The sequence below is a fragment of the Nocardioides dubius genome (genome assembly GCF_039528155.1).
GTDB classification, from domain to species: domain Bacteria; phylum Actinomycetota; class Actinomycetes; order Propionibacteriales; family Nocardioidaceae; genus Nocardioides; species Nocardioides dubius.
Genome location: NZ_BAAALG010000017.1, coordinates 150025 through 169317, shown reverse-complemented (window position 1 = coordinate 169317; position 19293 = coordinate 150025). Strand labels below are relative to the sequence as shown.

Annotated in this window: 23 protein-coding genes; 7 read left to right on the top strand and 16 right to left on the bottom strand. The window is 70.8% G+C overall.

The genetic code is table 11. The features are described 5' to 3' along the window. Positions 1-45 precede the first annotated feature (45 nt). Positions 46-975, top strand: a complete 930-nt coding sequence (locus tag ABD151_RS20705) for a phosphotransferase family protein (RefSeq protein ID WP_343996759.1) — start codon at positions 46-48, stop codon at positions 973-975. Positions 976-1114: 139 nt separating this feature from the next. Beyond that, on the top strand, positions 1115-1375 hold the full coding sequence (gene rpsT, locus ABD151_RS20700) for a 30S ribosomal protein S20 (RefSeq protein WP_343996758.1): 261 nt from the start codon (positions 1115-1117) through the stop codon (positions 1373-1375). Between the two features lie 95 nt (positions 1376-1470). On the opposite strand, the gene holA is transcribed toward rpsT, so the two are convergent. From holA to ABD151_RS20650, 10 genes are all read right to left on the bottom strand, one after another. Then, a complete protein-coding gene (holA, locus tag ABD151_RS20695; RefSeq protein WP_343996757.1) occupies positions 1471-2454 on the bottom strand; it encodes a DNA polymerase III subunit delta in 984 nt (327 codons plus the stop codon). Positions 2455-2504: 50 nt separating this feature from the next. Further along, positions 2505-2714, bottom strand: coding sequence for a hypothetical protein (locus ABD151_RS20690; protein ID WP_343996756.1), 210 nt, complete (start codon positions 2712-2714; stop codon positions 2505-2507). An 86-nt stretch (positions 2715-2800) separates the two neighbouring features. Beyond that, positions 2801-3673, bottom strand: coding sequence for a bifunctional DNA-formamidopyrimidine glycosylase/DNA-(apurinic or apyrimidinic site) lyase (mutM, locus tag ABD151_RS20685; protein ID WP_343996755.1), 873 nt, complete (start codon positions 3671-3673; stop codon positions 2801-2803). After that, positions 3666-4475, bottom strand: coding sequence for a ribonuclease III (rnc, locus tag ABD151_RS20680; RefSeq protein ID WP_415630029.1), 810 nt, complete (start codon positions 4473-4475; stop codon positions 3666-3668). Before rnc ends, mutM begins: the two co-directional genes overlap by 8 nt. Continuing rightward, positions 4396-4581: a 50S ribosomal protein L32 gene (rpmF, locus tag ABD151_RS20675; RefSeq protein ID WP_343996753.1), complete on the bottom strand. Its 186-nt coding sequence runs from the start codon at positions 4579-4581 to the stop codon at positions 4396-4398. The genes rnc and rpmF overlap by 80 nt, the downstream gene beginning before the upstream one ends. Before the next feature lie 55 nt (positions 4582-4636). Next, complete coding sequence (locus ABD151_RS20670) at positions 4637-5203, bottom strand: YceD family protein (RefSeq protein ID WP_343996752.1); 567 nt, start codon at positions 5201-5203, stop codon at positions 4637-4639. Positions 5204-5271: 68 nt separating this feature from the next. After that, positions 5272-5769: a pantetheine-phosphate adenylyltransferase gene (gene coaD / locus ABD151_RS20665; protein WP_343996751.1), complete on the bottom strand. Its 498-nt coding sequence runs from the start codon at positions 5767-5769 to the stop codon at positions 5272-5274. 27 nt (positions 5770-5796) lie between these two features. Beyond that, on the bottom strand, positions 5797-6360 hold the full coding sequence (gene rsmD, locus ABD151_RS20660) for a 16S rRNA (guanine(966)-N(2))-methyltransferase RsmD (protein ID WP_343996750.1): 564 nt from the start codon (positions 6358-6360) through the stop codon (positions 5797-5799). Beyond that, positions 6357-8615, bottom strand: a complete 2259-nt coding sequence (locus ABD151_RS20655) for an ATP-dependent DNA helicase RecG (RefSeq protein ID WP_343996749.1) — start codon at positions 8613-8615, stop codon at positions 6357-6359. Before ABD151_RS20655 ends, rsmD begins: the two co-directional genes overlap by 4 nt. A gap of 13 nt (positions 8616-8628) precedes the next feature. Further along, positions 8629-10290 (bottom strand): DAK2 domain-containing protein, encoded by a 1662-nt coding sequence (locus tag ABD151_RS20650; RefSeq protein ID WP_343996748.1) that lies wholly within the window; start codon positions 10288-10290, stop codon positions 8629-8631. A gap of 267 nt (positions 10291-10557) precedes the next feature. Between ABD151_RS20650 and rpmB the strand changes: the two genes are divergently transcribed. Continuing rightward, positions 10558-10743: a 50S ribosomal protein L28 gene (gene rpmB, locus ABD151_RS20645; protein ID WP_056676252.1), complete on the top strand. Its 186-nt coding sequence runs from the start codon at positions 10558-10560 to the stop codon at positions 10741-10743. Between the two features lie 123 nt (positions 10744-10866). On the opposite strand, the gene ABD151_RS20640 is transcribed toward rpmB, so the two are convergent. Next, positions 10867-11838 carry a thiamine-phosphate kinase gene (locus tag ABD151_RS20640; protein ID WP_343996747.1) on the bottom strand — a complete coding sequence of 324 codons (972 nt, stop codon included), beginning with the start codon at positions 11836-11838 and terminating at the stop codon, positions 10867-10869. A 115-nt stretch (positions 11839-11953) separates the two neighbouring features. On the opposite strand from ABD151_RS20640, the gene ABD151_RS20635 reads away from it, so the two are divergent. Both ABD151_RS20635 and ABD151_RS20630 read left to right on the top strand, forming a co-directional pair. Further along, positions 11954-12190 (top strand): Lrp/AsnC family transcriptional regulator, encoded by a 237-nt coding sequence (locus ABD151_RS20635; protein WP_343996746.1) that lies wholly within the window; start codon positions 11954-11956, stop codon positions 12188-12190. A gap of 2 nt (positions 12191-12192) precedes the next feature. Further along, positions 12193-12693 carry a DUF3515 domain-containing protein gene (locus tag ABD151_RS20630; protein ID WP_343996745.1) on the top strand — a complete coding sequence of 167 codons (501 nt, stop codon included), beginning with the start codon at positions 12193-12195 and terminating at the stop codon, positions 12691-12693. 119 nt (positions 12694-12812) lie between these two features. On the opposite strand, the gene ABD151_RS20625 is transcribed toward ABD151_RS20630, so the two are convergent. Beyond that, on the bottom strand, positions 12813-13940 hold the full coding sequence (locus ABD151_RS20625; protein ID WP_343996744.1) for a D-alanine--D-alanine ligase family protein: 1128 nt from the start codon (positions 13938-13940) through the stop codon (positions 12813-12815). A 35-nt stretch (positions 13941-13975) separates the two neighbouring features. Next, positions 13976-14530 (bottom strand): orotate phosphoribosyltransferase, encoded by a 555-nt coding sequence (gene pyrE, locus ABD151_RS20620; RefSeq protein WP_343996743.1) that lies wholly within the window; start codon positions 14528-14530, stop codon positions 13976-13978. A gap of 58 nt (positions 14531-14588) precedes the next feature. Between pyrE and ABD151_RS20615 the strand changes: the two genes are divergently transcribed. Beyond that, on the top strand, positions 14589-15668 hold the full coding sequence (locus ABD151_RS20615; RefSeq protein WP_343996742.1) for a trans-sulfuration enzyme family protein: 1080 nt from the start codon (positions 14589-14591) through the stop codon (positions 15666-15668). 57 nt (positions 15669-15725) lie between these two features. On the opposite strand, the gene ABD151_RS20610 is transcribed toward ABD151_RS20615, so the two are convergent. Both ABD151_RS20610 and ABD151_RS20605 read right to left on the bottom strand, forming a co-directional pair. After that, entirely contained in the window at positions 15726-16727 is a 1002-nt protein-coding gene (locus ABD151_RS20610) for an NAD(P)H-dependent glycerol-3-phosphate dehydrogenase (RefSeq protein ID WP_343996741.1), read from the bottom strand. Next, complete coding sequence (locus ABD151_RS20605) at positions 16724-17455, bottom strand: lysophospholipid acyltransferase family protein (protein WP_343996740.1); 732 nt, start codon at positions 17453-17455, stop codon at positions 16724-16726. The genes ABD151_RS20610 and ABD151_RS20605 overlap by 4 nt, the downstream gene beginning before the upstream one ends. Positions 17456-17609: 154 nt before the next feature. Here ABD151_RS20605 and cofC point away from each other — a divergent pair, with 154 nt between their 5' ends. Beyond that, entirely contained in the window at positions 17610-18245 is a 636-nt protein-coding gene (gene cofC, locus ABD151_RS20600) for a 2-phospho-L-lactate guanylyltransferase (protein ID WP_343996738.1), read from the top strand. A gap of 119 nt (positions 18246-18364) precedes the next feature. Here the strand turns inward: cofC and ABD151_RS20595 are convergent, their stop codons facing one another. Beyond that, positions 18365-19063: an HU family DNA-binding protein gene (locus ABD151_RS20595; protein ID WP_343996737.1), complete on the bottom strand. Its 699-nt coding sequence runs from the start codon at positions 19061-19063 to the stop codon at positions 18365-18367. Positions 19064-19293 lie beyond the last annotated feature (230 nt).

Below are 19293 nucleotides of genomic sequence, written 5' to 3'. Positions count from 1 at the left end.
TCGTCATCGCGCCTTTTTCGCGCCCGGGTCGGGTTGGATGGTCGGGTGCTGACCGTCTCCGTGCTCCCCGAGCGCACCGCGCACCGCCTGGAGTGGCGCTTCCTGCCGCCGCACATCCGCGGCGAGGTGGAGCGCCAGGTCGGCACTGTCGTCGAGGCGACCTCCTGCCAGCAGGGCTTCACCCCCGGGTTCGCCTCGGTGCTCACCACCGACGACGGCGGCCGGCACTTCGTCAAGGCCGCCTCCGTCCAGGCGCAGCGGGCCGTCGCCGCCTCCTACCGCACCGAGGCCGAGTGGCTGCACCGGCTCGACGCCCGGCTCCCGATCCCCGCGCTGACCTGGTTCCACGAGAGCGACTGGGTGGTGCTCGCGATCGAGCACGCGCCGGGGCTGACCCCGCTCGCACCCTGGGAGGACGACGAGCTCGCCCGTTGCCTGGAGGTCGCCGCGACGATCGGCGAGCACCGGGCAGGCGACACCCTCCCCCTGACGCCGTTCGCGGACGACTTCGCCGACGTCGCCCAATCGCTGCCCTGGGCGTTGGCGGCCTTCCCCGACCTGCCGATCGACGCCCTGGCCGACCTCCTCGAGCTGGTGCCCGCCGCGACCGACGGCGACCGGCTGGTGCACAGCGAGGCTCGCGGCGACAACTTCCTGCTCGACCCCGAGCAGACCCTGCTCGCCGACTGGGCCTGGCCCACCCGCGGGGCCGGCTGGCTCGACGCCGTGATGCTGCTGACCAGCGCCTACGCGGATGGCGTCGACGCCGAGGCGCTGCTGAGCACCCTCCCCACGCTGGCCGGCGTGCGCACCGAGCACGTCGACGCACTCCTCGCCCTGCAGCTCACCTGGTACGCCCGGGCCTGCTCGCGCCCGGTGCCCCACAACTCGCCGTTTCTGCGCGAGCACCAGCGACGCCTTACCGTTGCCGCAGCGGACTGGCTCTGCCGCCGCCGCGGATGGCCTCGGCCCTAGGGCTCCGATTTGAGCCTGCCGAGCGCCGCTGTTAGAGTTTCCATTCGCGTGTGTGGTGCCTGCCCTGGCGGCGTGCGCACGCACCGCACCCAGAACTTCCCGTGACCGTAGTACCTTCAACAAATCGAGGCTCAGGCTAGTGGCTAACATCAAGTCCCAGATCAAGCGGAACCGACAGAACGAGATTGCGCGCGAGCGCAACAAGGCTGTCAAGACCGGTCTGAAGTCCGCCGTCCGCAAGTTCCGTGAGCTTGCCGCTGGTGGCGACAAGGACGCCGCTGTTGCTGCAGCGCGCGAGGCCGGCCGCAAGCTGGACAAGGCCGCTTCCAAGGGCGTCATCCACAAGAACCAGGCCGCCAACCGCAAGTCGGCCATCGCGAAGCAGGCTGCCAGCCTCTGATCGGCACCCACGCTTGAAGAAGGCGCTGCTCCTCGGAGCGGCGCCTTCTCGCATTTGCTGACGTTCCGCCTGGCGGGGGCCTACCGGAGCACGCCTCAGCGGCCGTCGCGGAGATCCGCGATGGTGAGCACCAGCCGCTCGAGGGTGTAGGCCGGGTCGTGCGCGGCGCCCTTGATGTCGGCGTCGGCACGGGCCACCGCGTTGATCGCGCCGGCGATGCCGTCGCGGCTCCAGCCACGCGCCTGGTCACGCAGCGTGCGCAGCTTCCAGGGCGGCACGCCGACCTCCTTGGCCAACTCCCCCTCGCGCATCCCGCGCGGGGCGGAGATGTAGCGAGCCAGGCCGCGAGCGCTACCGGCGAAGGCGGAGGTCACAAGCACGGCCGCGGTGCCGCCGTCCAGCGCCCAGCGCAGCTCCTCCAGCGCCGCAGAGCGCCGCCCGTAGAAGGCGGCGTCGGCTACCGCGAAGGACTTGGCCTCCGCGCGCCCGCCGAAGTAGCGCTTGACGCGCTCGATGTCCAACGGCTCGCCATGGAAGTCGTTGGCCAGCTGGTCGACCGCCGCGGCGAGGGCACGCAGGTCCTGGCCGACGGCCTGGACCAGGAAGGCGGCCGCCTCGTCGTCCATCCGCGCGCCTGCGGCACGCGCCTCGCCGACCACGAACTTGCCGAACTCCGAAGGCTTCAGCGACTGGGACTTCACCTCGGTCACCGCGGGCACCTTGCGCAGCTTGTTCAGCACGCCGGTGCCCTTCTGGCCACCACCGTGCACCAGCACCAGGGCGACGTCCTCGACCGGTGCCGCGGCGTACGCCAGCAGGCCCTCGACGGACTCCTCGGGCAGGTTCTCCAGCGCGCGGACCACCACGCAGCGGGTGGCCGAGAAGAGCGACGGAGCGGACATCTCCCCCAACGTCGCCATCGTCAGGTCACCGGCCATCGACTCCGCGAACTCGAACTCGGGGTCGTGGGAGCGCACCGCGGCACGCACCGCGGCGACGCTGCGCTCGCTGAGGAACTCCTCGGAGCCGCTGACGAGGGTGATGCGTCCGAGGACGTCTGCTGCGCGTGGTCCGGCCATGATGGGACCAGCCTGTCACACCCGACCGACACAGCAGGCAGGGCCTGCGATCAGGCGGGCTGCATCTCCTCGATCGGCTCCAGGAGCACGGCAGCCTGAGCGGAGGTGAGCTCGGCGTTCTCCGCCTGAACCCGCTCGAGACGTGCCTCCAACTCCGCCACCTGACGACGCAGCTGCTGGTTGTCGGCAACCAGACGCTCGACGGTGTGCCGGATGGTGGAGCGGTCGCTGCTCATGTAGCCGAGAAGCGCCTTGGCCATGAAGAGCCCTTTCGAAGAACTGAACCTGCCGGGCGCGTGTGCGCGAACCGGGCCGTCTTCAAGAGTCGCACGCGGGAGGGCAGGCGTCAATCTGAGGTGAGCCTGCGCTGCCTCGGGCGCGGCTGGCAGCGCGGGCAGAAGTACGAGGAGCGGTTCATGAAGGCGACCCGCCGGATCGGCGTCCCGCACCGCTCGCAGGGCTCGTCCTGGCGGCCGTAGGCGTGCAGCGAGCGGTCGAAGTAGCCGCTCTCGCCGTTGACGTTCACGTAGAGCGCGTCGAAGGAGGTGCCGCCCTGGGCCAGGGCCGCCTCCATCACCTCACGGGCGTGGGCGGCGAGCTCGCGCACCTGGCGCGCGGTCAACCGCGCGCCCGGCCGCTCCCCGTGCAGCCGCGCGCGCCACAGCGCCTCGTCGGCGTAGATGTTGCCGACACCGCTGACCAGGGTCTGGTCGAGCAGCAGCCGCTTGATCCCCGAGCTGCGCCGGCGCACCCGGGCCACGAAGTCGTCGAGGTCGAACCGCTCGTCGAGCAGGTCGCGGGCGATGTGCTCGATCTCGGCCGGCAGCTCGGCACCACCCGGCGACGTCCAGACCCCGCCGAACATCCGCTGGTCCACGAAGCGCAGCTCGCGCATCGCGCCGGCGTCGTCGCGCAGGGTGAAGCGGACCCGCAGGTGCCGCTCGTCGCCGGCGCCCGGCTGCTGCACCAGCAGCTGGCCGCTCATCCCCAGATGGGTCATCAGGGCGTCGCCGTTGTCCAGCGGCAGCCAGAGGTACTTGCCCCGGCGCCGGGCCTCGACGATCCGGCGTCCGGTCATCGCCGCGGCGAAGCCACTCGCACCGCCCGGGTCACGACGGACCGGACGATCATGCAGGACGTCGACCCGCTCGATCCGGGCGCCGACCGCGTGTGCCTCGACACCGCGGCGGACGACCTCGACCTCGGGCAGCTCAGGCATCGGCGGCAGCGCCGGCGATCGGCGTCGCCTTGATCTCGCCGTAGGCGGTCTCCGCCGCCTGCTGCTCGGCCTCCTTCTTCGAGCGGCCGACGCCGTGCCCGTAGAGGCTGCCGCCCACCCGCACCTGGGCGGTGAACGACTTCATGTGGTCGGGCCCCTCGGACTCGATCACATACTCGGGAACGCCGAGGCTGCGCTCGGCGGAGAGCTCCTGCAGGGAGGTCTTCCAGTCCAGACCGGCGCCCAGCTCCGCGGCCTCGGCCATCAGCGGGTCGAAGAGCAGGTGGATCACCCGGCCGGCGTTCTCGAAGCCACCGCTGATGTAGATCGCGCCGATCACCGCTTCCACGGTGTCGGACAGGATCGAGGCCTTCTCGCGGCCTCCGGTGGTGTCCTCGCCCCGGCCGAGCATGATGTGCTCGCCGAGACCGATGGTGCGTGCCACCGTCGCCAACGCGCGAGCGTTGACCACGGCGGCACGCAACTTCGCCAGACGCCCCTCCGACAGGTCGGGGTGCGTCCGGAACAGTGTTTCGGTGACGACGACGCCCAGCACCGAGTCGCCCAGGAACTCCAGGCGCTCGTTGGTGGGCAGGCCGCCGTTCTCGTAGGCGTACGAGCGATGCGTGAGCGCACGCACGAGCAGCTCGGGATCCAGCTCTGGATTCCCGAGCGCTGCTCGCAGGCCTGCGTAGTCGGTCAGGGTTCTAGTGCCCGAAGGCTCAGAGGACCTGACGACGGTCGCTGCGCGCGCCGTACTGGCCGCACTCGCCGCACGCACGGTGCGGGAGGTGCTTGGCATCGCAGGCGGGGTTCGCGCAGTTCACCAGGGACGGCGCGACGGCCTTCCACTGCGAGCGACGGTGACGCGTGTTGCTGCGCGACATCTTCCGCTTCGGGACAGCCACAGTTCTTCTCCTCGTGATTGTGCAGTCCGCGTGTCGCGGTCTGCCACTGCTTGTTTCAGTCTTTGTTGTCCGGCTCGGCCGAGAAGCCCGTCAGACCCGCCCAACGGGGGTCGATCGGCTCCTCATGCCCGTGCTCGGGGTCGTCCTTCAGCCGCGCACCACATTCGATGCACAACCCAGGACAGTCATCCTCACACAGCGGCTGGAAGGGCAGTGCAAGCACCACCGCATCCCGCAGAAACGGCTCGAGGTCGATCAGGTCTCCCACCAGCCGGCCGACACCGCTCTCCTCGTCGTCTTCGGGGACTGCGTCCCCGTCCTCGTTGAGGAAGAGCTCCTGGAACCGCGTGCTGAGCTGGTCAGTCAACGGCTCCAGGCACCGTACACACTCGCCCTCCAGTGCGGCGGTCGCCGTACCGGTGACGAGCACGCCCTCGACGACCGCCTCCAGCCGCAGGTCGAGTTCGACCGGCGAGCCTTCGGGGACGGCGAGGACCTCGATGCCGAGATCTGTAGGCGCGGGCACGGATCGATGTTCCTCACGCTGAGACCCCGGGCGGCGGCCGAGCTCGCGTGTATCGAGCACGAGCGGCGCTCTCGGGTCCAACTGCGTCTGGTTCACTTCTCCACGTCCCACGCCGTACAAATCACGCCAAGGCTACCTGGCATCCGGGTTCCTCAGCAAAACGCTCAGCCCTCGCCCGCGCGGCGACGCTCCGCCAGGCGGACGACCAGTCGCTCGCGGACGAAGTCGGGCACCAGACCGGAGACGTCGCCACCGAACATCGCGACCTCCTTGACCAGGCTCGAGGCCAGGAACGAGTACTCGGGGCTGGTCGGCACGAAGACGGTCTCGACCTCGGCCAGCGAGGAGTTCATCTGCGCCATCTGCAGCTCGTACTCGAAGTCGGAGACCGCGCGCAGGCCCTTCACGATCGCGCGCACGTCGCGCTCCTGGCAGTAGGAGGTGAGCAGGCCGGTGAAGCCGTCGACGCGGACGTTGCTCATGCCGCGGCAGGCCTCGGCGAGCATGTCCATCCGCTCCTCGGGCGAGAAGAGCCGGTTCTTCGACTTGTTGACGCCGACCGCGACGATCACCTCGTCGAACAGCTCGGCCGCCCGGCCGATCACGTCGATGTGGCCGTTGGTCACCGGGTCGAAGGAACCGGGGCAGACCGCTCTACGCACTGTTCTCCCTAACTGCTGCGTGGACACTCACGGTGAGGTGTGACCATATCCCAGCACGGTCTCGCCGTAGCGCCGCTCCCGGCCCGGCTCGATGCCCTCCGGCCAGCGTGGCAGGCCCGTGCGCTTGGCCCGCTCCACCACCACCAGGGCGTCGGGTGCCAGCCATCGGTTCTGCACCAGGGCAGCGAGCGCCGCCTCGACGTCGCTGTTCGGCATCGGGTAGGGCGGGTCCAGGAAGACCAGGTCGAACGGCTCGGCCGGCGGCGTGCGCAGCGTGGTGCCCACGCTGGCGGCGATCACCGTGGCGTCGAAGCCCAGCGCCCGCGCGTTGCGGCTGATCAGGGCCGCGGTGGGGCGATCGTGCTCGACGAGGGTGAGCGCCGCCGCGCCCCGAGAGAGCGCCTCCAGGCCGACCGCGCCGGTGCCCGCGTACAGGTCGAGCACCCGCAGCCCCTGCCAGGAGCCGCACCACGCCTCGATGGAGGAGAAGAGAGCCTCGCGGACCCGGTCCGAGGTGGGCCTGGTGAGGTCCGATCCGCGCGGGGTCTCCAGGCGGCGGCCACCGGCCGTGCCGCCGATGATTCTGGTCACGAGCGCTCCATGTAGTCGGACTTGGTCGACAGCTCGAGGGCCGTCACCTGATCGCGCAGCCCCGGCTCGGTGAGCAGGTCGGGGTCGGCAGCCATCAGCTCCTCGGCGGCGCCGCGCGCCTCCAGGATGGTCTTCTCGTCGCGCAGCACCTTGAGGAACTGCAGGCTGCTGCGGTAGCCGGACTGGCCGGCACCGAGCACGTCGCCCTCGCGGCGCTGCTGCAGGTCGAGCAGGGAGAGCTCGAAGCCGTCGGTGCTGGCCGCGACGGCGTCGAGCCGCTCACGCGCCGGTGAGCCGCGCTCTGCCTGGGTGACCAGCAGACAGAGCCCGGGCAGGCCGCCACGACCCACCCGGCCACGCAGCTGGTGCAACTGGGAGATGCCGAAGCGGTCGGCGTCCATCAGCACCATGGTGGTGGCGTTGGCGACGTCCACGCCGACCTCGATCACCGTGGTCGAGATCAGCACGTCGATCTCGCCGGCGGCGAAGGCCCGCATCACGCGGTCCTTCTCCTCGCCGGCGAGGCGGCCGTGCAGGATGGCCACCCGCAGGCCGGCCAGCGGGCCGTCGGCAAGATCGGGCGCGAGGCTCTCGACCGAGCTGAGCTCCCCCTCACGCACGCCGGGCAGCTGCTCCCCCGCCTCGTCGACGTCGATCGCGTCGACCTGGCCCTCCTCCGCGTCGTCGCCGCCGATCCGGGGCGCGACCACATAGGCCTGGTGGCCCTTGCCGACCTCCTCGCGGACCCGCGCCCAGACCCGGTCCCACCAGGCCGGCTGGTCGCGCAGCGGGACCACGCTGGTCTGGATCGGGGCGCGACCGGCCGGCAGCTCGCGCAGCGTGGAGACCTCCAGGTCGCCGAAGACCGTCATCGCCACGGTGCGCGGGATCGGCGTCGCGGTCATCACCAGCAGGTGCGGCGGCATGATCGCCTTGTCGGTGAGCGCCGCGCGCTGCTCGACGCCGAAGCGGTGCTGCTCGTCGACCACCACCAGGCCGAGGTCGGCGAACTGGACGTGCTCCTCGAGCAGCGCGTGGGTGCCGATCGCGATCCCGGCCTCGCCGCTGGCCATCGCGGAGAGCGCGCGGGTGCGCTGCGCCTTGTTCATCGAGCCGGTGAGCAGGGTGACCGTGGTGCCGTGCTCGGAGCCGCCGAGCAGACCGCCGGCCGCGAGGTCGCCCATCAGGGCGACGATCGAGCGGTAGTGCTGGGCCGCCAGCACCTCGGTCGGCGCCAGCAGCACGCACTGACCACCCGAGTCGACCACCCGCATCATGGCGCGCAGCGCGACGAGGGTCTTGCCGGAGCCCACCTCGCCCTGGAGCAGCCGGTTCATCGGGTGCGGCTCGGCGAGGTCGGCCTCGATCTGCTCGCCCACCTCCCGCTGGCCCGCCGTCAGCTCGAACGGCAGGGCGGCGTCGAAGGAGGCCAGCAGCTTGCCGCCGCCGACCCGGCGCTGAGCGCCCAGCACCCGGGTCGCCGCCCGGCGGCGGGCCAGCACCAGCTGGGTCACCAACGCCTCGCCGAAGCGGAACCGGCGTTGCGCCGCCTCCAGCTCACGGCGGTCGTCGGGGAGGTGGATGCCGCGCAACGCGGTGCTGAGGTCTACCAGCCCGTACTGGGCGGGGACCTGCTTGCCGAGCGGGTCGGGCAGGTCGTCGAGGACGCTCAGCGCGAAGGTGATCACCCGGGCGATGTCCCAGGTCTCGATCGGCGCCGTCGTCGGGTAGATCGGGAAGAGCCCGCGCATCGTCTCGGCGAGCAGCAGGGCCGACTCCTCGCGGTGGTCCTGCGCCTGACCGGTGATCCGGACCATCTGCGGATGGGCGAGCTGCCACTGCTCGCGGAACCGGCTGACCTTGCCGGTGAAGACGCCCTTGGTGCCGGGCTGCCATTGGCCGACGTGCCACTCCGCGACGTGGCGCGACTTCGCGAAGAGGGTCAGCTTCAGCCGCACCCCGCTGGTGGCGACCACCAGCTCGGTGCGGTTGCCCTGACGCCCGTTGGCCCGGTTGGTGAAGCTGAACGCCTTGGCACTGATCACCTCGGCGACCACCGCCAGCGGCTGGCCCTCGACGAGTTGGTCGACCTGGCTGATCTCGCCGGTCTGCAGGTAGGTGCGCGGGAAGTGCCAGAGCAGATCGCCCACGGTGCGCAGCCCGAGCTTGTCGACGAAGGCCTCGACCTTCTTCTTGTCCTTGCCCGTGGAGCCCAGCACCGAGGCGATCGGCGAGTCCAGGGTGATCGTGCTCATCGTGCCTCCGACGTCATTCGACCGAGAGCAGCAACGGATACCGCTCCTGTCCCCCGTCGTACACCACGACGTCGACAGTCGGGTGCTCCGACTCGACGTACTCCTCGCACCACGACGCCAGCTCCGCGCCGCCGACCCCGGCGACCAGGGTGACCAGCTCGCCACCACCGCCGAGGAGGCGGTCGACGATCCCGGCCGCGACCGCTCCGAGCTCGGCGCCGACGATCGCGAAGTCGCCCTCGATCACGCCCAGCACGTCGCCGGGCTCACACGGACCGGCCATCGTGATCGCCTGCTTGGCGGCGACGGTGACCGCGCCGTGCCGGGCATGGCTCGCGGTCGCGGTCATGTGCAGCACGTCCTGGTCGAAGGAGCGCCCGGGCTCGTGGACGGCGACCGCGGCGAGTCCTTGGACCTGCGCCTGGCTGGGGATCACCGCGACCCGGAGGCCGTCCTCGTCCTCCGCGGTGCGGGCCGCGATCTCCGCCACGCGGACCGAGTCGGGGTCGTTGGGCAGCACGACCACCTCGGCCACGCCGGCGTCGCGGATCGCCTGCAGCAGCATGCCGGTGCTCGGCCGCTCGCCAGGGCCGCCGCGGACCACCACGGCGCCCGCCTCGGCGAAGAGCTCGGCCAGGCCGTCGCCCGCCGCGACCGCGACGATCCGGCGTCCCTCCACCGACGGCGTGCGCGGGCGCGCCTCGGCGATCTGCTCGGCGAAGTGGGTGACCCGCACCCGGTGCGGGCGCCCGGCCTCGATGCCGGCCTCGATGGCGGCGCCGACGTCGTCCACGTGGACATGGACGTTCCAGAGCCCGCCGCCGCCGACCACGACCAGCGAGTCACCCAGGCCGGCCAGCACCGCGCGCAGCCCGGGGATCTGCTCGTCCTCGGCGTTGAGCAGGTACATCACCTCGTAGGCGGGACCGTCGGCGGTGAGGTCGCCGGTCGGCAACGGCACCGGGATGCTGCGCTGCCCGAGCGCCGCGGCCGTCTCCAGAGGACGACGTCCGGTGAGCACCGTCTCGAGCGCGTCCAGCACCACGCACAGGCCCCGACCACCGGCGTCGACGACACCGGCGTCCGCGAGCACCTGCAGCTGCTCGGGGGTGCGGGCCAGCGCCTTGCGGGCGGCCTCGGCGGCGGCGGTGATCACCGCGGCCACGCCGTGACGGGGGTTCGGGCCCGGCGTCGCCGGGATCGCCGCGACCGCAGCATCGGCGGCGGCACGGGCGACGGTGAGGATGGTGCCCTCGACCGGGGTGCCGACCGCCTCGTAGCTGGCGTCGGTGGCCTTGACCATCGCGTCCGCCCACGCGGCCGCCTGGTCCTCGTCGTCCGGCCCGACCTCGGCCAGCCGCTGCGCCATCGCGCCGAGCAACTGGCTCAGGATCACGCCGGAGTTGCCACGAGCGCCCATCAGCGCGCCACGGGCGAAGGCGGCGTACGCCGCGCCCAGCTTCTCGCGCTCCACCTCGGTCGAGGTGCTGCAGACCTCGAGCACGGCGTCACGGGCCGCGGAGACGGTCAGGAAGAGGTTGGTGCCGGTGTCGCCGTCCGGGACCGGGTAGACGTTGAGCGCATCGATCTCCTCACGCGCCAGCGCCAGGGCGGAGGTGGCGCTCTCGGCGAAGCGGACCAGGGTCGGCAGGTCGGTGGGCGTGTTCTCGACCACGAATCGCCCTCCTCCACTCATCACGCCGACGTCGGCCGCCGTCCGGATCTCAGCAGCGGTGTCACCCTAATGGTTCGGCCCAGCCGGGTGTGGCACCATAGACCTTGTCGCGGCTCCGCGACAGCAGGTGAGGCACCTTCATCTCCTGCGGATTTCAGGCTTTCGGCGTTGATCAGATACGCTACCTCGGTTGCTCGAGCGGCCCTCGCCTGCGATGTGGAGCTCGACTCACAAGTTTCCTAACCTCGATCCATTCAGGAGTACACGGTGGCTGCCGTCTGCGACATCTGCGCCAAGAAGCCCGGCTTCGGCAACAACCGCCCGTGGTCGCGCAAGATCACGAAGCGTCGGTTCAACCCCAACATCCAGCGCGTTCGCGCCACGGTCAACGGTGCTCCCAAGCGCCTCAACGTGTGCACCGGCTGCCTCAAGGCCGGCAAGGTCTCGCGCTGACCTCACGCTCCATCAGTTGAGGCCCCGGACCGTCAGGTTCGGGGCCTCGCTCATTTAGCTCAATGTGACCTCACAGCTCCTAGAACGGCCTCAGGCCAGCGCTGAGGTCACATTGAGCGTCGGCTAGAAGTGCGTCCACCCCGCGCTGCCCTCGTAGGGCGCGCCGTCCACGGTGACGCCGGGGCCGTCGAGACCGGGCTCGCTGACCTGGCCCACGATCTGCCAGCCCTCGGGCAGGGCCGTGTCCGCCGGGAAGGTCGCCAGCAGCGAGTGGTCCTCTCCCCCGCCCAGCACGAACTGGATCGGGTCCATCCCGAGCGCAGCGCCCACCGCATGCAGCGGCTCGGCCACCTCGAACCGCGCCGAGCTCAGGTCGATGCCGACCTCGGAGGCACGCGCGATGTGCCCGGCGTCCGCGACCAGGCCGTCGGAGACGTCGATCATCGCGCTCGCGCCGGCCTCGGCCGCCGTCCGGCCGGCGTCGTAGGGCGGCTCGGGACGGCGGTAGGCCTCGACCAGGGCACGTGGCGAGCGGAAGCCGCGCGCCAGCACCGCGAGGCCGCCGGCCGACCAGCCCTGACGACCGCAGAGCGCGACCACGTCGCCCGGCTCGGCCCCGGAGCGGAGCACCGGCGCGACCGTGCAGCCGCCGATCACGGTGACGGCGATGGTCAGCTGGTTGGAGGCGGTGACGTCTCCGCCCACCACGCTCGCGCCCACCTTCGCGCACTCGGCCGCGAAGCCGCGGGCGAAGTCCAGCACCCAGCCGACGGTGAGGTCCGCCGGAGCCGCCAGGCCCACGGTGAGGGAGTGCGCGACACCGCCCATCGCGTTGATGTCGGAGAGGTTCTGGGCCGCGGCCCGGGCCCCGACGTCGACGGCCGGCACCCAGTCGCGACGGAAGTGACGCCCCTCCACCAGAAGGTCGGTGGAGACCACGATGTGGCCGTTGCGGATCCGCACCACTGCGGCGTCGTCACCGGGGCCGACCAGCACCGACTCGCCCTGCTCGAAGATCTCGGTGATCGCTGCGATCAGCGGGAACTCCCCGGCCTCGGAGAGCGGGAGGGCAGGATCCAGTGGAGCGGTAGGCATGAGCCCCATCCCATCGCAGCGCACCCAGGGTGGAGGTGTCGACACGCCCGCATCGCGCGGTAGGTTGGCGTGGAGTGGGGCACAACGCACCACCGGGGAACCCCAGGGAGCGACGATGACGGTACAGGCCTACATCTTGATCCAGACCGACGTCGGCAAGGCCGCCGAGGTGGCCCGGGCCATCTCCGCGCTCGAGGGGGTCACCCTCGCTGAGGACGTCACCGGTCCCTACGACGTGATCGTGCGCGCCGAGGCGCGCAACGTCGACGAGCTCGGTCAGCTCGTGGTCTCACGGGTGCAGGGCCTCGACGGCATCACCCGCACCTTGACCTGCCCCGTCGTGCACATCTGAGAATGACGCTTCGCCCCACCGGCGCTCGCTCCACGGCTCGCGCCCTGCTCCCTGCTGCCCTGCTCTCCCTCGCTGCACTGACGGCCTGCTCGGGCGCCGTCGACGTCGACTCCCCCGATCCTGACGCCGCCGACACCCGCGCCTGCCGTGCCCTGCTCGACGCCCTCCCCGACACGCTGGAGGGCGAGGAGGAGCGCGAGACCGATCCCGGCGACGCGCTGGCCCGGGCCTGGGGCGACCCGGCCACCATCGTCACCTGCGGGGTCGGCATGCCGTCGGGCTTCGACGACTTCTCCGCCTGCGACGAGGTCAACGGCGTCGGCTGGTACATCGACCCCGACGAAGCCGGCGACGCCAGCGCCGACCTCAGCATGACCACGATCGGGATGAGCCCCACCGTGCGCATCGACATGCCCGCCGAGCGTCGCCCACCGGCCGGCGTCCTCTCCGAGGTCTCCACCGCCGCACTCGCCCACCTCAAGCAGGTCAAGCGCTGCGTCTGAGCGCGCCTCGGCGTCGCGCCTGAACCCCGAGATCGGGATAGTCCCTGACGTTTTCGTGGTTTTTCGGCGCGAGAACCACGAAAACGTCAGGGACTATCTCCGGGTCGCGGAGGCGCGGGTCAGCGCAGACCGGTGTCGCGGGCCAGGGCGAGGCTGATCAGACGCTCGACGAGCTCGGGGTAGGCGACGCCGGAGGCGGCCCACATCCGCGGGTACATCGAGGTCGGGGTGAAGCCCGGCATCGTGTTGATCTCGTTGACGACCAGCGAGCCGTCGGGCATCAGGAAGAAGTCGACCCGGGCCAGGCCCTCACAGCCGACCGCCTCGAAGACGCCGACCGACAGCTCCTGGACCCGCGCGACGACGTCGGCGGGCAGGTCGGCCGGCACGTCGAGCTGGGTGCTCTCCTCCGGCAGGTACTTGGCGGCGAAGTCGTAGAACTCGTGGTCGCCGCCGATCCTGATCTCGGCCGGGACGCTGGTCTGCGCACCGCCGTCGAGGGTGCCGAGCACACCACACTCGATCTCGCGGGCACCTCCGGCGAACCCCTCGACGAGGACCTTGGGGTCGTGCTGCTGCGCCTCGAGGATGGCGGCCTCCAGCTCAGCGGCGTCGTGCACCTTGGAGATGCCCATCGACGACCCGGCCCGGGCCGGCTTCACGAAGACCGGGTAGCCCAGCTCGGCGACCTTGGCACGGGCGCCCTCCTCGTCGATCCGCCACTCCCGCGCGGTGACGACGACCGACGGCATGGTGGGCAGGCCGGCCTGGTTGAGCACCACCTTCATGTAGGCCTTGTCCATGCTGACCGCCGAGGCGAGCACGCCAGCACCGACGTAGCGCACCCCGGCCATCTCGAGCATGCCCTGCAGCGTGCCGTCCTCGCCCCAGGGGCCGTGCAGCAGCGGGAAGACGACGTCCACGTTGCCCAGCACCTGCGGCGGCTCGCCGGCCGGCGAGGAGGTGAGGCGCGCACTGCCGTCGCCCGGCGTCAGCGCGACCGGGGTGGCGTCACCGGCGACCGAGGGCAGCTCGGTGGCGCTGACGATCCGCAGCTTCTCGGGGTCGGCGTCGGGCAGCACCCAGCGTCCGTCCGTGGCGATGCCGACCGGAACGACGTCGTAGACGTCGCGGTCGATGGCTTGCAGGACGCTGCCTGCGGTGGCGCACGAGATCACGTGCTCACTGGAACGGCCACCGAAGACGACGGCGATGACGGGCTTGGACTGGGGCTGCTGATCGCTCATGACGATCCCCGACCCTATCGGGTCGCGGGTTCGGCTCAGGCCTCGGCGCGCGCAGCGTCGAGGTCGGCCTTGGTGAGCACGGGCAGCACGGTCAGCTCGACGTCGGCCAGCGGGTTGACGCCCTCGGGGCTGCGGTCGATCGCGCAGACCACCGTCTCGACGATGGCACCGGCCGCACGCAGCTCGCGCGTGGCGTCGCGCACGGCGCCGCCGGTGGTGATCACGTCCTCGATCAGGGTGACCCGGCGACCCGCGACGTCGGGTCCCTCGGCGAGCTTGCAGGTGCCGTACTCCTTGGCCTTCTTGCGCACGAAGAGCGCCGGCAGCCCGGTCTTCGCGCTGACCATCGTGGCGATCGGCACACCGCCGAGCTCGAGCCCGCCGAGCAGCTCGGTGCCCTCGGGGAGCAGGCCCACCATCTGCGCGGCGACGCGCTCCAGCAGCGCCGGCTGCGACTCGAAGAGGTACTTGTCGAAGTACTCCGTGGCCACCTGACCCGAGCGGAGGGTGAACTCCCCGGTGAGGCGGCAGCAGGCGTCGATGTCTGCGGCGAGGGTGGCGTCGGGCTGGATGGCGTTCGCGTCGGTCACGGCTCCATCATCGCCTACCGGGCTCGGGCCCGCGAACGCCGCCACTAGGCTGAGAAGCATGGCCAACGACCACGACGCAGCCTCCTACCGCCCCACGACCGTCGCCGTCACGGCGGGCCGCCCGGCCAGCGAGCCGGACGCCCCCTTCAGCGTGCCGGTCACCTTCGCCTCCACCTACGTGGCGGGCGGCGACGTCGAGTACGGCCGCTACGGCAACCCCACCTGGACGGCGTTCGAGGAGGCCCTCGGCGCGCTCGAGGGCGGGCAGTGCCTCACCTTCGCCAGCGGCCTGGCCGCGGCGGCCACCGTGCTGGACCTGGTCGGCACCGATCAGGTCGTGGTCGCGGCGCGGCACTCCTACAACGGCACGATCATGCAGATGGCCGACCTGGAGGCCCGTGGCCGGCTGCGCACCCGGCTGGTCGACCTGAACGACGCGGACGCCGTGCTCGCGGCCTGCGAGGGCGCCGCCCTGGTCTGGCTGGAGAGCCCGACGAACCCGGCCCTCGAGGTCGCCGACATCCCGGCGATCCGCGAGGCGGCCCATGCCGCAGGTGCCTACCTGGTGGTCGACAACACCTTCGCCACCCCGGTCCTGCAGCGCCCACTCGAGATGGGCGCCGACCTGGTGGTGCACTCGGCGACGAAGTACATCTCCGGTCACAGCGACGTGCTGATGGGTGCGGTGCTCACCCGCGACGAGGAGCTCTTCAAGGTGTTGAAGGGGCGTCGCGACATGATCGGCGCCGTCCCCGGCCCGATGGAGTCCTACCTGGCCCTGCGGGGTCTGCGCACCCTGCACCTGCGGGTGGAGCGCGCTCAGGCCAACGCCCAGGAGCTGGTCCGCCGCCTCGGCGAGCACCCCGCCGTCGGCGAGGTGCGCTACCCCGGCTTCGGCGCGATCATCTCGATCGTGCTGGCGCAGGGCGCGCTCGCAGCGGACCTGCTCACCCACAAGACGTCGCTGTGGGTGCACGCCACCAGCCTCGGCGGCGTGGAGTCCACCTTCGAGCGACGCCGTCGTTGGAAGTCCGAGCCCGCCACCATCCCCGACGGCCTGGTCCGGATGTCGGTGGGCATCGAGGACGTCGAGGACCTCTGGGACGACCTCGCCCGCTGCCTCGACAGCCTCCAGTAGTCGCACCGGCCTTCGCCCGAACCGCAAGCGCTCGCGCTCGACCGACAGGCGTTCGCCTCAGTCCAGCTCGGCCTTGGTGTCGCGGGCGATGAACGCCTCCATCAGCCCGTTGGCACTGAGCTTGCCGTCGATCACGGCGTCGACGGCCTCGGCGATCGGGGCGTCGATTCCGTGCCGCCGGGCCAGCTCCAGCAGGGACTTGCACGACTTGGCGCCCTCGGCGACCTGACGCGTCGAGGCGACGATCTCCTCGGTGGTCATCCCCTGCCCCAGCTTCTCGCCGAAGGTCCGGTTGCGCGACAAGGGCGAGGAGCAGGTGGCGACCAGGTCGCCCAGGCCGGCCAGCCCCATCAAGGTGATCGGGTTGGCGCCCAGGGCGACGGCGAGCCGCGCGGTCTCGGCCAGACCACGGGTGATCACCGACGCCGTGGTGTTGTCGCCGAAGCCGAGGCCCACCGCCATGCCGACGCTGAGCGCCACCACGTTCTTGTAGGCACCGCCGACCTCGCAGCCGACCACGTCGTGGGAGGTGTAGGGCCGGAACGCCTTGCTGTGCGTGAGCTTCTGCAGCCGGCGCACGTTGTCGTCGTCGACACAGGCGACGACGGAGGCAGCAGGCTCACGACGCGCGATCTCCTTCGCCAGGTTGGGTCCGGTGACGACGGCGATCCGGCGCGGATCGATGTCGGCGACGTCGCTGATCACCTCGCTCATCCGCTCCAGGGTGCCGAGCTCGACGCCCTTCATCAGCGAGACCACGAGGGCGTCGGGCGGGATCATCGTCGCCCAGTTGCTGAGGTTCTCACGCAGGGTCTGCGACGGCACCGAGAGCACCACGACGTCGGCACCGGCGGCTGCCCGCTCCGGATCGTGGGTGGCGCTGATCTGATGCGGCAACGCGATCTGGGGCAGGTAGTCGCTGTTCTCGTGGCGCTCGTTGATGTTGGCGCACACGTCCTCGCGCCGCGCCCACAGCGCGACGTCACTGCCGGCGTCCGCCAGCACCATGGAGAAGGCCGTTCCCCACGAACCTGCACCGAATACCGCCACCTTGCTCATCGACGGCCTCCGCCCTTCTCGTCGTCACTGTGTGGATTGCCGATCTCCTTGACCCCGCGCTTGCGTGGATCGAACCGCTCGGCCGGCGGTGTCTCGTCTCGCAGCCCGGCCAGCAACGCGGTGATCGCGTCCATGATCCGGTCCGTCGCCTGGTGGATCACCTCGGGGCTGATCGGCTCCGCCCGCAGGTCGTCCAACGGGACCGGGTCGCCGACCTGATAGACGACCTTCTTGCGAGGAAAGAGATCCGGTCGCTTGGCGTAGGGCGCCAGCAGCTCCTGGGCGCCCCAGTGCGCGACCGGGATCACCGGGCAGCCGGTGGCCAACGCGATCCGCGCGGCGCCGGTCTTGCCCGTCATCGGCCACAGGTCCGGGTCGCGGGTGATGGTGCCCTCGGGGTAGACCACGACGCACTCGCCGGCCTCGACGGCGGCCACCGCCGCCGCGTAGGCGCCGACGGCCTCGGTGGTGAGCCGCTCGACGGGGATCTGGCCGGCACCGCGCAGGAAGGTGCCGAGCACCTTGCTCTTGAAGAGCCCCGCCTTGGCCAGATACCGCGGCAGGCGTCCGTGGTCGTAGACGAAGTGCGCCGTGGTGAGCGGGTCGACGTGGGTCATGTGGTTGACGACCAACACGCAGCCACCCGTCGCCGGGATCTTCGTCCCGTCGATCCACTGATGCCTGGTCGTGGCGAAGAGCAACGGCTTGAGGATCGCGGCCCCGACCACAAAGCCCCAGCCTCGTGGCCGATCGAGCTTACGCACCCTCACGCGGCACTGCCCCTTCCTGACGTCGCCAACCTCGACCAGCAGGTTACTCGCTAGTGCTCCTGTCCGCTCCCGGCCACGCACACTTCGCATCGTGATGAGAGAATCGACCATCATGTCGAGCCCTGCCCACCACGTTGTGCTGATCCCGGTCAAGCCACCCCAGGTCGGCAAGTCGAGACTCGGCGACCTCCCTGATCAGCAACGGGTGGCCCTGGCCACCGCGTTCGCCCTCGACGCCATCGCCGCGGTGCGCTCCGCCAGCCGTGTCGCCGCGGTGCTCGTGGTGACCGACGACTTCAGGTTCGCCGCGCTCGCCCGCGAGGCGGGCTGCACGGTGATCCCGGACGGCGTCAGCGGCGATCTCAATGCCAGCCTCACTCAGGCTGCGTTGGAGGCCGAGCGACGTTGGCCGGGCTCGGCGATCGCCGCGCTGTGCGCGGATCTGCCGTCCTTGCAGGGCTCCGACCTCGATGCCGCGCTGACGGCGGCGCCGGCAGGCACCGCGTTCGTTCGCGATGCGGCCGGCACCGGCACCGTGCTCTACCACGCATCCCGGGCCGACGACTTCGCCCCGAGATTCGGCCTGGACTCCGCACAACGGCATCTCGACGGGGGTGCCGAGGAGATCGTGGGGACACTGCGCACCCTGCGACAGGACGTCGACGACGCGATTGACCTGGCGAAGGCGATCGTGCTCGGGGTCGGCTCCCACACCCGCGCCGCGGTCGGCATCGACGAGCAGACCTGACGGCCCGTCCTCGGCAGGCCCTCCTGCCGCCGATCGCCAGCGCGAGCGCAGGCGATGCGAAAGGGCCGCTGCGGCCCAGTCACCAGGACTGAGCCACAACGGCCCTTCGTGGTTCGCTGCTACTTGGCAGCCTTCTTGGCGGTGGCCTTCTTCGCCGGGGCCTTCTTGGCCGGGGCCTTCTTGGCAGCCGTCTTCGCGGGCGCCTTCTTGGCCGGCGCCTTCTTGGCGGCGGCCTTGGTCGCCGTCTTCTTCGCCGGAGCAGCGGCCTTGGTGGCCGTCTTCTTGGCAGGAGCAGCGGCCTTGGTGGCGGTCTTCTTCGCGGGCGCCTTCTTGGCGGCGGCCTTGGTCGCCGTCTTCTTCGCCGGAGCAGCGGCCTTGGTGGCCGTCTTCTTCGCGGGCGCCTTCTTGGCGGCGGCCTTGGTCGCCGTCTTCTTCGCCGGAGCAGCAGCCTTGGTGGCCGTCTTCTTGGCGGCGGGAGCGGCTGCGGCGGCCTTCTTCACCGGAGCAGCAGCCTTCTTCACCGTCAGCTTGGGCAGCTTCTTGGCTCCGGAGACGATGTTCTTGAGGTCGGCGCCCGCGGTGAACTTCGGCACGGCGGTCTTCTTGGCCTTGAGCCGCTCACCGGTGCGCGGGTTGCGGACCCAACGAGCATCGCGAACGCGCTTCTCGAACGACCCGAATCCGGTGATGGCCACCTTCTCGCCCTTGACGACCTCACGCGTGATGGTGTCGAGCACCGATTCGAGCGCGTGCGCTGCCGCCTTGCGGTTCCCCTCGAAACGCGCAGCGAGCGCGTCGATCAGCTCAGTCTTGTTCACTAGCTTCCCTTCCAATGAACTTCCGGAGCCGGCCATTTGACCGGCATCTTGTGTGCACGCTAGGTATTCAAGGCCCTCTGGACAATCGCCACGCCGCAAATCGCGGAAGATTTTTTCCACGAAGTCAAGGTCATCTCCTGCCCATCGGACCTCTTTTGCACTGAGAAGTTGGTCACCTTTGCTCTTCAAAGGCGTCCAGGAATGGAAGGAATCGCCTTATTTCCAAAGGC

What these genes read in the sequence shown, in the direction of transcription:
- holA (WP_343996757.1), bottom strand. Translation starts at nt 2,454, where the DNA reads ATGGCCGGACCACGCGCAGCAGACGTCCTCGGACGCATCACCCTCGTC.
- ABD151_RS20690 (WP_343996756.1), bottom strand. Translation starts at nt 2,714, where the DNA reads ATGGCCAAGGCGCTTCTCGGCTACATGAGCAGCGACCGCTCCACCATC.
- mutM (WP_343996755.1), bottom strand. Translation starts at nt 3,673, where the DNA reads ATGCCTGAGCTGCCCGAGGTCGAGGTCGTCCGCCGCGGTGTCGAGGCA.
- rnc (WP_415630029.1), bottom strand. Translation starts at nt 4,475, where the DNA reads ATGCCAAGCACCTCCCGCACCGTGCGTGCGGCGAGTGCGGCCAGTACG.
- ABD151_RS20655 (WP_343996749.1), bottom strand. Translation starts at nt 8,615, where the DNA reads ATGAGCACGATCACCCTGGACTCGCCGATCGCCTCGGTGCTGGGCTCC.
- ABD151_RS20640 (WP_343996747.1), bottom strand. Translation starts at nt 11,838, where the DNA reads ATGCCTACCGCTCCACTGGATCCTGCCCTCCCGCTCTCCGAGGCCGGG.
- ABD151_RS20635 (WP_343996746.1), top strand. Translation starts at nt 11,954, where the DNA reads ATGACGGTACAGGCCTACATCTTGATCCAGACCGACGTCGGCAAGGCC.
- ABD151_RS20630 (WP_343996745.1), top strand. Translation starts at nt 12,193, where the DNA reads ATGACGCTTCGCCCCACCGGCGCTCGCTCCACGGCTCGCGCCCTGCTC.
- ABD151_RS20625 (WP_343996744.1), bottom strand. Translation starts at nt 13,940, where the DNA reads ATGAGCGATCAGCAGCCCCAGTCCAAGCCCGTCATCGCCGTCGTCTTC.
- ABD151_RS20615 (WP_343996742.1), top strand. Translation starts at nt 14,589, where the DNA reads ATGGCCAACGACCACGACGCAGCCTCCTACCGCCCCACGACCGTCGCC.
- ABD151_RS20610 (WP_343996741.1), bottom strand. Translation starts at nt 16,727, where the DNA reads ATGAGCAAGGTGGCGGTATTCGGTGCAGGTTCGTGGGGAACGGCCTTC.
- cofC (WP_343996738.1), top strand. Translation starts at nt 17,610, where the DNA reads ATGTCGAGCCCTGCCCACCACGTTGTGCTGATCCCGGTCAAGCCACCC.